The 12,361-nt window shown below is 67.8% G+C and carries 13 protein-coding genes; 12 read left to right on the forward strand and 1 reads right to left on the reverse strand.

The window, feature by feature from the left end:
* From VFL64_RS17375 to VFL64_RS17390, 4 genes are all read left to right on the forward strand, one after another.
* Positions 1-1,282, forward strand: a 1,282-nt coding sequence (locus VFL64_RS17375) for a nitrate reductase (RefSeq protein WP_489541637.1), incomplete at its 5' end; no start/stop codon positions are given.
* Between the two features lie 81 nt (positions 1,283-1,363).
* On the forward strand, positions 1,364-2,317 hold the full coding sequence (gene ybiB / locus VFL64_RS17380; RefSeq protein ID WP_489541638.1) for a DNA-binding protein YbiB: 954 nt from the start codon (positions 1,364-1,366) through the stop codon (positions 2,315-2,317).
* Entirely contained in the window at positions 2,314-3,075 is a 762-nt protein-coding gene (gene cobA, locus VFL64_RS17385) for a uroporphyrinogen-III C-methyltransferase (RefSeq protein WP_489541639.1), read from the forward strand. The genes ybiB and cobA overlap by 4 nt, the downstream gene beginning before the upstream one ends.
* A 53-nt stretch (positions 3,076-3,128) precedes the next feature.
* Positions 3,129-4,262, forward strand: coding sequence for a sterol desaturase family protein (locus VFL64_RS17390; RefSeq protein WP_489541640.1), 1,134 nt, complete (start codon positions 3,129-3,131; stop codon positions 4,260-4,262).
* A 6-nt stretch (positions 4,263-4,268) separates the two neighbouring features.
* On the opposite strand, the gene VFL64_RS17395 is transcribed toward VFL64_RS17390, so the two are convergent.
* Positions 4,269-5,447: an MFS transporter gene (locus VFL64_RS17395; protein WP_489541641.1), complete on the reverse strand. Its 1,179-nt coding sequence runs from the start codon at positions 5,445-5,447 to the stop codon at positions 4,269-4,271.
* Positions 5,448-5,487: 40 nt separating this feature from the next.
* Between VFL64_RS17395 and VFL64_RS17400 the strand changes: the two genes are divergently transcribed.
* The 8 genes from VFL64_RS17400 to VFL64_RS17435 all read left to right on the forward strand — a co-directional run.
* Positions 5,488-6,702: a BaiN/RdsA family NAD(P)/FAD-dependent oxidoreductase gene (locus tag VFL64_RS17400; RefSeq protein ID WP_489541642.1), complete on the forward strand. Its 1,215-nt coding sequence runs from the start codon at positions 5,488-5,490 to the stop codon at positions 6,700-6,702.
* A gap of 151 nt (positions 6,703-6,853) precedes the next feature.
* Complete coding sequence (gene rpsU, locus VFL64_RS17405) at positions 6,854-7,066, forward strand: 30S ribosomal protein S21 (RefSeq protein WP_047503026.1); 213 nt, start codon at positions 6,854-6,856, stop codon at positions 7,064-7,066.
* A gap of 99 nt (positions 7,067-7,165) precedes the next feature.
* On the forward strand, positions 7,166-7,612 hold the full coding sequence (locus VFL64_RS17410) for a GatB/YqeY domain-containing protein (protein ID WP_489541643.1): 447 nt from the start codon (positions 7,166-7,168) through the stop codon (positions 7,610-7,612).
* 10 nt (positions 7,613-7,622) lie between these two features.
* Positions 7,623-7,967 carry a protein tyrosine phosphatase family protein gene (locus VFL64_RS17415; protein WP_489541644.1) on the forward strand — a complete coding sequence of 115 codons (345 nt, stop codon included), beginning with the start codon at positions 7,623-7,625 and terminating at the stop codon, positions 7,965-7,967.
* Between the two features lie 22 nt (positions 7,968-7,989).
* Positions 7,990-9,366, forward strand: a complete 1,377-nt coding sequence (locus tag VFL64_RS17420; RefSeq protein ID WP_489541645.1) for a cache domain-containing protein — start codon at positions 7,990-7,992, stop codon at positions 9,364-9,366.
* Entirely contained in the window at positions 9,363-10,007 is a 645-nt protein-coding gene (locus tag VFL64_RS17425; RefSeq protein WP_489541646.1) for a response regulator transcription factor, read from the forward strand. Before VFL64_RS17420 ends, VFL64_RS17425 begins: the two co-directional genes overlap by 4 nt.
* A 122-nt stretch (positions 10,008-10,129) precedes the next feature.
* Entirely contained in the window at positions 10,130-10,750 is a 621-nt protein-coding gene (locus VFL64_RS17430; RefSeq protein ID WP_489541647.1) for a TRAP transporter small permease subunit, read from the forward strand.
* Positions 10,747-12,361, forward strand: a 1,615-nt coding sequence (locus tag VFL64_RS17435) for a TRAP transporter large permease (protein WP_489541648.1), incomplete at its 3' end; no start/stop codon positions are given. The genes VFL64_RS17430 and VFL64_RS17435, both read left to right, overlap by 4 nt.

Here is a 12,361-nt window from a genome sequence, read left to right on the forward strand (position 1 = left end):
GAAGTTGCGCCCGGGCGCGCCCACCCTCTTCCCCTACGACACGCCCGAGTCGGTGTGGAACGAGCACCGCGAGAGCACCCGCGGCCGCGACCTCGACATCACCGGCCTGAGCTACGCCCAGCTCGACGCGGCGCCCGCGCAGTGGCCCTTCCCGCAGGGCGCCAGCGCAGGTCGGGTGCGCCTGTACGAAGACGGCATCTTCCCCACCGCCAGCGGCCGCGCGCAGTTTGCCGACGTGGCTTACGAGGAGCTGGCGGAAGCGCGCGATGTGCGCTACCCCTTCTCGCTCACCACCGGCCGCCTGCGCGACCAGTGGCACGGCATGAGCCGCACCGGCACGGTGGGCCGCCTGTTCGGCCACGTGCCCGAGCCCGGCATCGAGATGAACCGGCAGGACCTCACGCGCCTGAGCCTCGCTGCCGGCGACCTGGTGCACGTGACCTCGCGCCGCGGCTCGATCGTGCTTCCCGTGCAACCCAGCGAGCAGGTGGCCCCCACGCAGGCCTTCATCGCCATGCACTGGGGCGAGGAGTTCGTCTCCGGCAGCACGGGCACCGGCGCACGCATGACCGGCGTCAACGCGCTCACCACCCCGGCGTACTGCCCCAAGTCCAAGCAGCCCGAACTCAAGCACGCTGCCATCAAGGTGATGAAGGCCGAGCTGCCCTGGCGCCTGCTCGCCCTGGCCTGGCTGCCCGAGGACAAGGCCTTGCTGGCGCGCGAGGAGCTCAAGTCGGTGATGGGCGCCTTCACCTTCGCGAGCTGCGTGCCCTTCGGCCGTGAGCGCAGCGGCGTGCTGTTCCGCGCGGCGGCTTACGAAGCGGCGCCCGACGAGTTGCTGGCACGCATCGAAGGCGTGCTGGGCCTGGGTGCGAGCGACGTGCTGCACTATGCCGACAAGCGCCGCGGCCAGCGCCGCACCATGCGCCTGGCACAGGTGGGTGACAAGGTGCAGCTCGAAGGCTTCGTGCTGGGCGGCGACATCAGCGCCGAGGTGTGGGTCAAGCCGCTGCTGCAGGACGAGCTGCCGGCCCAGGCCTACGGCCGCCTGCTGCTGGTGCCCGGCGCCCGCGCCCCGGTGGCGGTGCAGGCACGCGGGCGGCAGGTCTGCACCTGCTTCAACGTGGCGGAGCCTGACATCCTGACGAAGCTCGAAACCTGCACCGGGTCGCCTGACGACCAACTCGCGCAGCTGCAGGCGGGCCTGAAGTGCGGCACGAACTGCGGCTCGTGCATCCCCGAGTTGAAGCGCATGATCCGCAGTCAGGTGCGCGTGGCTTGATGCGTCATCCCTAGAATCGCGCGCCCTGGGGCCGACACGTGGCCCGGGTCTTGCGATCCAGACAGCAGGGAAAGACACAACATGAGCATCAGCCAGTACATCAAGGAGATCGGCCGCGGCAAGGAAGGCGCGCGGTCGCTCAACACCGAGCAGGCACACGACCTGATGAGCCAGGTGCTGGACGGCCAGGTCACCGATCTAGAGCTCGGCGCCTTCGCGATGGCCATGCGCATCAAGGGCGAGACGGTGGAAGAGACCACCGGCTTCCTGCAGGCCACCACCGAGCGCTGCATCCCCATCGCCACGCAACGGCCGGCCGTCGTGCTGCCCTCGTACAACGGCGCGCGCAAGCTGCCCAACCTCACGTCGCTGCTGGCCTTGCTGCTGGCACAGGAAGACATTCCGGTGCTCGTGCACGGCATGCCGGAAGACCCGGGCCGGGTGACCACCGCGGAGATCTTCCACGACCTCGGCCTGCCCATCGCGCGCGATGCCGAAGACGTGGCCGCAGCGTGGCAACGCCGCGAGCCGGTCTACATCCGCACCGACGTGCTGTGCCCGCCGCTCGCGCGGCTGCTCGATGCGCGCTGGACCATCGGCCTGCGCAACTCCGGCCACACGGTGGCCAAGCTGCTCGATCCCTGCCCTGCCGGCACCGCGCTGCGGGTGGTGAACTACACCCACCCCGAGTACGGCACGATGCTCACCGAGTTCCTGCAGCACACCATCGCCAATGCGATGCTGATGCGCGGCACCGAAGGCGAGCCGGTGGCCGACCCACGCCGCATGCCACGGCTCGAGGTGTTCATCGACGGTTTCCTGCGCGCCGACCTGAACGTCGCCGCGCACGACGGCGTGCTGCGCGAGCTGCCAGTGCTGCCACGCACCTGCGACGCCGCCACCACGGCCATGTACATCCAGTCCGTCATCAGCGGCGAGAAGCCCGCGCCCGCGCCTTTGGTGCAACAGGTGGACAGCCTGCGCGCGTCGCTCGCCGCACTGGCCCATGCCCACCCCCGAGAGAAGTCCGCATGACACAACCCGTCGTCCTCGTCGGCGCCGGCCCCGGCGACCCCGAACTGCTCACCCTCAAGGCCGTGCGCGCCATCCGCTCGGCCACCGTGTTGCTGGTCGACGACCTGGTGGGCGACGCCGTGCTGCGCTACGCACGGCGCACCACGCGCATCGTGCACGTGGGCAAGCGCGGCGGCTGCGCGTCCACGCCGCAGGCCTTCATCGAAAAGCTGATGGCGAGCGAGGCCCTCAAGGGCGAGCGCGTGGTTCGGCTCAAGGGCGGTGACCCATTCGTCTTCGGCCGCGGCGGCGAAGAGGTGGAACACCTGCGTGCTCTCGGCATCGAGGTCGAGGTGGTCAACGGCATCACCTCGGGCCTGGCGGCCGTCACCTCGCTCGGCGTGCCGCTCACCCACCGCGACCACGCCCACGGCGTGATCTTCGTGACCGGCCATGCCAAGGACAAAGACCATGCGCTCGATTGGCCCACCTTGGCGGCGGCCGCCGCGCAAGGCCTCACGCTGGTGATCTACATGGGCGTCTCGCAGGCCGGGCACCTGCAAGACGGCTTGCTGCAGGCCCTTTGCCGCAGCACGCCCGTGGCCGTGGTGCAGCACGCCACCTTGCCGCAGCAGCGCCATGCCGTGGGCCTGCTGGGCGACCTCACGGGCCTGATCGAACGCGAAGGCCTGGGCAGCCCCGCCATCATCGTGGTGGGCGACGTGCTCAAGGGCCTGGCGTCTGTTTCAGTGGTTTCAGCGACGGTGCAAGCGGCCTGATCGCCCGCGGTGCGGGCCGATAATCGGCCCGCAACAACAGGGAGGCATGCGCCGTGCTCGAACTCGACAAGCTCAACCAACTGACCGAATCGCACGGTGAACTGCGGCCTGGCCACGGCATGGTCACCGGGGTCATCGCGCTGTCGCTGGCCATCCTGTGCTTCCTGGGCGTGCTGGCCTTCCACTTCCCCGAGTACCTCACCACGCCCGAGCTGCGCAAGAGCTACAACGTCGACATCATCCGCAAGATCCTGCTGGCGGCGCTGGTGATCTCGGGGTCGCTCTCGCTCGTCAACATCATCCGCGGCCGCGCGCGCTGGCTGGCGGCCTCGTCCTTTCTCATCGTGGCGGCGACCGTGCTCTTCGGCGCGCACTCGGTGCCGGTGGACCCGAACTTCCCCGACCACACACCCTACATCGGGCTCGACTGGTTCATCCTCGACCTGCTCGGCTCCACGCTGATCTTCGTCTTCATCGAGAAGATGTGGGCGCTGCGCCGCGACCAGCCGGTGTTCCGCGCCGAATGGCAGACCGACTTCCACCACTTCATCGTCAACCACATGGTGGTGGGCTTCATCCTGCTGGCCACCAACCTGCTGGTGCACAAGCTCTTCGGCTGGGCCGCGAACGATGGCATTCGCGGCTGGGTGGCGGGGCTCAACTTCTGGGTAGCGCTGTTCCTGATCATCCTGGTGGCCGACCTGGTGCAGTACTGGACGCACCGCGCCTACCACGAGGTGCCGTTGCTGTGGCGCCTGCACGCCGTGCACCACAGCGTGAAGAGCATGGACTGGCTCGCCGGCTCGCGCCAGCACATCCTGGAGCTGCTGATCACGCGTACGCTGGTGCTCGCGCCCATCTACGTGCTGGGCTTCAGCAAGGAGGTGATCGACGCCTACATCGTGGTGGTCGGTTTCCAGGCGGTGTTCAATCACGCCAACGTGAGCGTGCGCCTGGGGCCGCTGCGCTACCTGATCGTGACGCCCAACTTCCACCACTGGCACCACTCGCAGGACGACGAGGCGATCGACAAGAACTACGCCGCGCACTTCGCCTTCATCGACTACCTGTTCGGCACCGCGGTGAAGGCAGACCGTGAATGGCCGGCGCAGTACGGTGTGCTGGGCGACTACGTGCCCAACGGCTTCTGGAAGCAGGTGAAGTTCCCGTTCACCTGGAAGGGCTGAGCCGGGTCAACCAGCCTTGGCGAGCGCTTTCGGCGCCGCGAGCGCCAGGATCGTCGCGAACACCGCCACCGAGGCCATCCCGGCCGGCAGCGACCAGTGCTCGGCGATCACGCCGATGAGCGGCGGGCCGGCCATCATCCCGAAGTAGCCCACCGACGCCACCACGGCGATGCCGTGCGCCGGGTTGGCGTCCATCTTCGCGGCACTGCCGAAAAGCACCGGCACCACGTTCGCGAAACCCAGGCCGACGAGCGCGAAGCCCACCAGCGTCGCCACAGGGTGCGCAATCCACAGCACGGCAGCCATCGCCACGGCCGCGAGCGCAGCGCTCGCGCTCATCAGCACGGCGGGCTTCACGTGATCTCGGATCCAGTCGCCGGCGAAGCGCGCAGCAGCCATGGCCGCGCTGAAGCTCGCGTAGGCCAGTGCCGCCACGTCGGGCGCACTGTGCAGTTCCTGGGTCATGTAGAGCACGCTCCAGTCGTACATCGCGCCTTCGGCGATCAGGCCAACTGCGGCGAGCACACCCAGCAAGCCCAGCACACCGCGCGGCAGGGCGAAGCCATGACCTTCCTGCGACGAACCGGCCACGGTGCGCAGCATCACCGCCCCTGCCGCCATCAGGACCACGAGCGAGCCGAGCGCGGTGCTCACCAGGTGCGTGCCCGGTGCCATGCCGCGCGACAGCAGCGCGCTGCCCAGCGCCGCCCCCACCATGCCGCCCAGGCTGAACATGGCGTGGAAGCCGCTCATCAGGTTGCGCGAGCGCAGGCGCTCGAGCTCGCTGGCCGCCGCATTGATCGACACGTCGAGCAGGCTCATGCCGATGCCGAACACCACCATCAGCGCGAGCAGCACGACGTAGCTGCTGCTGGCCAGCACAGCCGCGAGGCTGGCTGCGCACAGAAAGCCCGAGAGCAAGGCCATGCGGCGTGCGCCCTGGCGGCCGACGATCCGCCCAGCCTGGGTCAACGTCAGCACGGCGCCAATGCCCGAGGCCAGCATCGCCATCGCAAGTGCCTGCTCGCCCAGGCCGTAGTGCTGCTTGACCGTGGGCACGTGGATGCCCCAGGTGGCGAAGAGCGCGCCGGCGATGAAGAACTGGATGCGCACCGCGATCGTGGCGTGCAGCAATCGACGTTCGGGGATGGCAGGTTCGGGCGCGGCGAGCGTGGCAGAGGTCATGGGCCGGCGATTCTAGGAAGTGCCTTGTGATAATGGGTCGATGGGGAGATTCGATGCAGTGGTGATCGGGGCCGGCGCGGCAGGCCTCTTCTGCGCCGGGGTGGCCGGGCAACTCGGCGCCAAGGTGCTGTTGCTCGATCACAGCGAGAAGGTCGCGGAGAAGATCCGCATCTCCGGCGGCGGCCGCTGCAACTTCACCAACCGCGAGGCCGGGCCCGCCAACTTCCTCTCGGCCAACCCGCACTTCTGTCGATCTGCGCTGGCGCGCTACACGCCGCAGGACTTCATCTCGCTCGTGCAGCGCCACCGCATTCCCTGGCACGAGAAGCACAAAGGGCAGCTCTTCTGCGACGAATCGGCCGAAGACATCATCGGCATGCTGCTGCGTGAATGCGAGCACGGCAACGTGGCCCGCTGGCAGCCCTGCGGCGTGCTGGCCGTCCGCCAGTCGGAGTACGGCTTCGAACTCGACACCGACCGCGGCCCGGTGCGCGCCACCCGCGTGGTGATCGCCACCGGTGGGCTCTCGATTCCGAAGATCGGCGCCACCGACTTCGGCTACCGCATCGCCAAGCAATTCGGCCACCACCTCATCGAGACCCGCCCGGCGCTGGTGCCCCTGACCTTCGATGCCGACAGCTGGGCACCCTTCTCCGCGCTGGCCGGCCTGTCGCTGCCAGTCGGCATCCGCACCGGTCCGGCCAAGGGCGGCGGCAGCTTCCTCGAAGACCTGCTGTTCACCCACCGCGGCCTGAGCGGCCCGGCCGTGCTGCAGATCTCCAGTTTCTGGAAGCCGCACACGCCCCTGCAGATCGACCTGGCGCCCGGACTCGACCTGGCCGAGCAGCTGCTCCACGGCAAGCAGGGCTCCCGGCGCAAGCTGGGCAACGAACTGAGCACCCTGCTCCCCGCCCGCCTGGCGGAAAGCTGGCTCGGCGACCAAGCCGACAAGCTGCTGGCCGACACCCGCGACCGCGATCTGCGCCAGCTCGCCCAGAGCCTGAAAACCTGGGAGCTGACGCCTTCCGGCACCGAGGGCTACCGCAAGGCCGAGGTCACCGCCGGTGGCGTCGACACCCGCGAACTCAGCTCCCAGAGCCTGGAAAGCCAGCGCGTGCCCGGCCTGCACTTCATTGGCGAGGTGGTCGACGTGACGGGCTGGCTCGGCGGTTACAACTTTCAGTGGGCCTGGGCCAGCGCCCATGCCTGCGCGCAGGCCTTGGCCACGTCCATCGGCCCGAAGAGCGCCCACTAACGCTTTTTCTTGCACCGCCCTGCGGGCCTGCTTATAATCGCGGTCTTTGCTGGCAAAACCCGCGCTGCGATTCGTCCACGCCTCTGGCTGGATTCCGGAACCTCCAACCAGAGACCCGGGGCGAACACCGAGCGCATCAACATCTGGATCTATGACTTCTATTCGCGTCAAAGAGAATGAGCCGTTCGACGTGGCTCTGCGCCGTTTCAAGCGCACGATTGAAAAGCTGGGCCTGCTGACCGACCTGCGCGCCCGCGAGTTCTACGAGAAGCCCACGGCCGAGCGCAAGCGCAAGAAGGCTGCCGCGGTGAAGCGCCACTTCAAGCGCATCCGCAGCATGCAACTGCCCAAGCGTTTGTACTGATCGCCCCGGCGTTCAGCCAAAGCCCGCCGAGCCCGCTGGAAAGCGGGCTTTGTCATTTCTGCGGGCTTGGTCGTTTCTACCCTCAAGCGGAAGCACACGATGAGCCTCAAAGACCAGATCACCGAAGACATGAAGACCGCCATGCGCGCCAAGGACTCGGAGCGCCTGCTGACGATTCGCGGCCTGCTGGCCGCGTTGAAGCAGAAGGAAGTTGATGAGCGCGTGGTGCTCACCGACGCCGACGTGATCGCCATCGTCGACAAGCTCATCAAGCAACGCAAGGATTCGATCACCCAGTTCAGTACCGCCGGCCGCACCGACCTGGTCGACAAGGAGACCGCCGAACTGAAGGTGCTCGAAGGCTACCTGCCGCAGCGCCTGAGTGCCGAGGAGATCGCCGCCGAAGTCGCCAAGATCGTGGCCAGCGTAGGTGCCACCGGCCCTGGCGACATGGGCAAGGTGATGGGCGCCGTGAAGGCACAGCTCGCCGGCAAGGCCGACATGGGCCTGGTCTCGGCCGCCGTGAAGCAGGCACTCAGCCGCTGAGGGGGACGACATGAGCGCCCCGCAGGTTCAACCGGTCGCAGCCGACGTCTGCGTCGCCCCCCAGCTCGACCCGGCCGCCATGGCCTGGGCCGCACAGAACGGCTTCAAGAGCGTCATCAACAACCGCCCTGACTTCGAAGGCGGCCCCGACCAGCCCACCAGCGCGGTGATGGAAGCCGCAGCCCGCGCCGCCGGGCTGGAGTACGCCTTCCTTCCGGTGAACGGTGCCTACCAGTCGCCGGAGGAGATCGCGCGCTTCGCCGAGCTGCTGCGCACCCTGCCGCGCCCGCTGCTCGCCTTCTGCCGCTCGGGCGCTCGCTCGGGCAAGCTCTACCGCGCTGCCACCGGCGGCTGACTCCCATCGGGTGGGGCGGGCCATGCGCCTCAAGCTCAAGGTCTTCCTGTTGGCGGTGATCCCGCTGCTGGCTTCGGTGGCGCTGATCGCCTGGGCGGTGCGCCAGCAGGAGCGCAACCTGTCCGAGCGCGAACGGGCGCTGGTCGAGTCGGCCTACATGACGAGCAAGCAGGCCGAACTGCGCCACTACGTGGACCTCGCGCAAAGCGTGATCGCACCGCTCTACGCCTCGGGCCGCAACGACGAGGCCACCCAGGCCGAAGCCATGCGCCTGCTGGCCACGCTCGACTACGGTGCCGACGGCTACTTCTTCCTCTACGACATGAGCGGGCGCAACCTCATGCACCCGCGCCAGCCGGAGCTGGTGGGCCGCAACCTCTGGGAGATGCGTGACGCGCAAGGCCAGCCCATCATCCAGCGGCTCATCGAGCGCGCCCGCGAAGGCGGCGGCTACGTGCAGTACGTCTGGCAGAAGCCTTCCACCCAGCAGATCACGCCGAAGCTCGGCTACGTGATCGCGCTGCCCCGTTGGAACTGGATGCTTGGCACCGGCCTGTACCTCGACGACGTGCAGGCCACGCTGGCCCAGCTCGACCAGCAGGTCAGCGACAACGTCAGCGCCACCATGTGGTGGATCTCTGGCATCGCACTGGCCGGCATCGCGGTGCTGGGTGCCTGCGGCCTGGCGCTCAACCTGAGCGAATCGCGCGAGGCCGACAGCAAGCTGCGCCTGCTGGCGCGCCAGGTGGTCAAGTCGCAGGAAGACGAGCGCGCCCACCTCTCGCGCGAGCTGCACGACGGCACCAGCCAGACGCTGGTGTCGATCAAGCTGCTGCTCGAATCGGCCCAGGCCCAATCCGAGCGCACGCCGGGTGGGCCGCTCGGCAAAGCCCTCGCACGGCTGAACGACGCCCTGCACGAGGTGCGCAACATCTCGCACAGGCTGCGCCCCGCCGAACTCGACGTGCTGGGCCTGCCCGCTGCGCTGGAGCAGATGGGCCGCGAGTTCAGCGAGCACAGCGACATGGCCTTCGACATGCGCGTGGGCGGCACGGCCACGCCCCTGCCCGACGCGGTAAGCACCGTGCTCTTCCGCGTGACGCAGGAAGCCCTGACCAACATCGAGAAGCACGCCGGCGCCAGCCAGGTGCAGCTGCGCCTGGTCTTCGGCCGCCAGGGCGTGCGCCTGCGCATCACCGACGACGGCCAGGGCTTCAATGAGCAGGCCGTCAGCCTGCACCCCCGCCGGGGCATCGGCCTGCGCAACATGCGAGAACGGGTCGAGTCCATCGGCGGGCAGTTCAGAGTGCGTTCATTGCCGGGCCGCACCGACGTGCTGGCCGACGTGCCCCTCGCCGCCGTGCGCCGTTTCGAACTCGCCGGACAGAAGGCCGCATGAGCACCCCCCACCCCACCCGCATCGCAGTCGTCGACGACCACCCGCTGGTACGCGATGGCCTCAAGCTGCGCCTGTCCAGCCAGCCCGGCCTGCAGTGGGTGGGCGAGGCCGACAACGCCGTCGAGGCGATGGCGCTGGTCGAGCAACAGACGCCGGATCTGGTACTCATGGACGTGGGCATGAAGGGCACCAACGGCATCGACCTCACGGCCCAGCTGCTGCAGCGCCACCCCGGCCTGCGGGTGCTCATGCTGAGCATGTACGACAACCCCGAGTACGTGAACCGCGCCATCCAGGCCGGCGCCCGCGGCTATGTGTTGAAGGACGCTCCCTCGGAAGAAATCCTCGATGCCATCGACGCCATCGCTGCGGGCCGCAGCTACCTGAGTGCCGCGATTTCCGGCCGGATGTCGCGGTCGCAGGCACCCCGGCCCGTGCTGTCGCTGCGCGAGAGCGAGATCCTGGCCGGCCTCGCGCGTGGCCACGCCAGCCGCCAGATCGCCCAGGACCTCGGCCTGAGCGTGCGCACGGTCGAAACCCACCGCCAGAACATCAAGCGCAAGCTCGGGCTGGAGGGCCAGGCCGAGCTGATCAAATACGCGGTCGAGCACTGTCGCGACCTGCCCCCGGCAGGCAAGTAAAACCACTTAGCGGAAAGACCCGTAGCGCGGCAGGGCCGGATCGGTTCTGATCCAGCTGCCGCCGGTTCGTCCACGTGGCAGGCCGTGCGTTCCAATCTTTCAAAACACTCCGGAGACTCCCCGTGTCCCCCCTACTCACCCTGTCCAGGTGGATCGACCGCTTCAGCGAGTTCGTCGGCCGCTGGGTCGCCTGGCTCGTGCTGGCGGCAGTCCTCATCAGCGCAGCCAATGCGATCGTGCGCAAGGCGTTCAACACCAGCTCCAACGCCTTCCTCGAGATCCAGTGGTATCTGTTTGCCGGCGTCTTCCTGTTAGCGGCCGGTTACACGCTCTTGCGCCAGGAGCACGTGAAGATCGACGTGATCGTCGGCCGCTTCTCCAAGCGGGTGCAGATCTGGGTCGACATCGTGGGCCTCGCCTGCTTCCTGCTGCCGTTCGTGGTGGTGGTGTTCAGCATGGTCATGCCGCTGGTGATGCGCGCGTACACGAGCGGCGAGATGTCGTCCAACGCCGGCGGCCTGATCCGCTGGCCGGTCTATGCACTCTTGCCGCTGGGCTTGCTCTTCCTGGGCATCCAGGCCGTCTCCGAACTCATCAAGCGCTTCGCGTTCCTCAAGGGGCTGATCCCCGACCCCACGCAGAAGCTCGGCGCCAAGACCGCCGAAGAAGAACTCGCCGAGTTCCTGCTGCAAAAGGAAGTGGCCGCCCGTGAGCAGGCCGCCGCCAAGGGAGGCGACAAATGATCGAGTTCATCACCGCCAACATGGCGCCGATCATGTTTGCCAGCCTGATCGTCTTCCTGCTGATGGGCTATTCGGTGGCGTTTTCGCTGGCTGCCTGCGGCCTTTTCTTCGGCTTCGTCGCCATCGAGCTGGGCGTGCCCGGCATGGCCTCGCTGATGCAGGCGCTGCCCTTGCGCATCTTCGGGATCATGCAGAACGACACCCTGCTGGCGATCCCGTTCTTCACCTTCATGGGCCTGGTGCTCGAACGGTCGGGCATGGCCGAAGACCTGCTCGACACCGTCGGCCAGCTCTTCGGCCCGATCCGCGGTGGCCTGGCCATCGCGGTGATCCTCGTGGGGGCCATGCTCGCCGCCACGACGGGCGTCGTCGCCGCATCGGTGATCTCGATGGGCCTGATCTCGCTGCCCATCATGCTGCGTTACGGCTACGACCGGCGCTTGGCCAGCGGCGTGATCGCCGCCTCGGGCACGCTGGCGCAGATCATCCCGCCGTCGCTGGTTCTCATCGTGATGGCCGACCAGCTCGGCAAGAGCGTGGGTGACCTCTACAAGGGCGCCTTCATCCCCGGCTTCGTGCTGACCGGGCTGTACCTGCTCTACGTCATCGGCATCGCCATCAGCCGCCCCAAATGGGTACCTGCCCTGCCGCCGGAGGCACGCACCATCCGCGAGGCCGATGGTTCTCCCGGCCTGCGCTCGCTGCTCGTGCTCTCGCTGCTTTCCCTGGGCTGTGCGATCGCCTTCGCCAAGTCGCGCCCGGCCACGACACCCACCGACGAGATGATCGTCACCTCGATGTGTGTGGGCGTGGGTGTGGCCTTCGTGCTGGCAGTCATCAACAAGGTGGCACGCCTGCACCTGCTGTCCAACATGGCCGAGCGCGTGACCTTCGTGCTGATCCCGCCGCTCGGGCTGATCTTCCTCGTGCTCGGCACCATCTTCCTCGGGATCGCCACGCCGACCGAAGGTGGCGCGATGGGCGCCACCGGTGCGCTCGTGATGGCACTGGCGCGCAAGCGCATCGACATGAAGCTCCTGCGCCAGGCCATGGACTCGACCATGAAGCTCTCGTGCTTCGTGCTCTTCATCCTGGTGGGCTCCACGGTGTTCAGCCTGTCGTTCCAGGGCGTGGACGGCCCCAAGTGGGTCGAGCACCTGCTGACCAGCCTGCCTGGCGGGCAGCTCGGCTTCCTGATCGTGGTCAACATCCTGATCTTCGTGCTGGCCTTCTTCCTCGACTTCTTCGAGCTGTCGTTCATCGTCGTGCCACTGCTCGCGCCAGTGGCCGACAAGCTGGGCATCGACCTGGTGTGGTTCGGGGTTCTGCTGGCCGTGAACATGCAGACCTCGTTCATGCACCCGCCGTTCGGCTTCGCGCTCTTCTACCTGCGCAGCGTGGCCCCGCACAACGACTACACCGACAAGATCACCAAGAAGCCTATCGCCAGGGTCACGACCGGGCAGATCTACTGGGGCGCGGTGCCGTTCGTGCTCATCCAGATCATCATGGTCGCCCTCGTCATCGCCTTCCCGGGCCTCGTCTCCGGCGGCCTGGGCAAGAAGGCCGACGTCGACCTGAACAAGGTCGAGATCGAGGCCCAGCCCGAGG

This window comes from Rhizobacter sp. (assembly GCF_035702065.1).
Taxonomy (GTDB): Bacteria; Pseudomonadota; Gammaproteobacteria; order Burkholderiales; family Burkholderiaceae_C; genus Rhizobacter.

What these genes read in the sequence shown, in the direction of transcription:
- VFL64_RS17415 (WP_489541644.1), top strand. Translation starts at nt 7,623, where the DNA reads ATGAGCGCCCCGCAGGTTCAACCGGTCGCAGCCGACGTCTGCGTCGCC.
- rpsU (WP_047503026.1), top strand. Translation starts at nt 6,854, where the DNA reads ATGACTTCTATTCGCGTCAAAGAGAATGAGCCGTTCGACGTGGCTCTG.
- VFL64_RS17420 (WP_489541645.1), top strand. Translation starts at nt 7,990, where the DNA reads ATGCGCCTCAAGCTCAAGGTCTTCCTGTTGGCGGTGATCCCGCTGCTG.
- ybiB (WP_489541638.1), top strand. Translation starts at nt 1,364, where the DNA reads ATGAGCATCAGCCAGTACATCAAGGAGATCGGCCGCGGCAAGGAAGGC.
- VFL64_RS17425 (WP_489541646.1), top strand. Translation starts at nt 9,363, where the DNA reads ATGAGCACCCCCCACCCCACCCGCATCGCAGTCGTCGACGACCACCCG.
- VFL64_RS17410 (WP_489541643.1), top strand. Translation starts at nt 7,166, where the DNA reads ATGAGCCTCAAAGACCAGATCACCGAAGACATGAAGACCGCCATGCGC.
- VFL64_RS17395 (WP_489541641.1), bottom strand. Translation starts at nt 5,447, where the DNA reads ATGACCTCTGCCACGCTCGCCGCGCCCGAACCTGCCATCCCCGAACGT.
- VFL64_RS17400 (WP_489541642.1), top strand. Translation starts at nt 5,488, where the DNA reads ATGGGGAGATTCGATGCAGTGGTGATCGGGGCCGGCGCGGCAGGCCTC.
- cobA (WP_489541639.1), top strand. Translation starts at nt 2,314, where the DNA reads ATGACACAACCCGTCGTCCTCGTCGGCGCCGGCCCCGGCGACCCCGAA.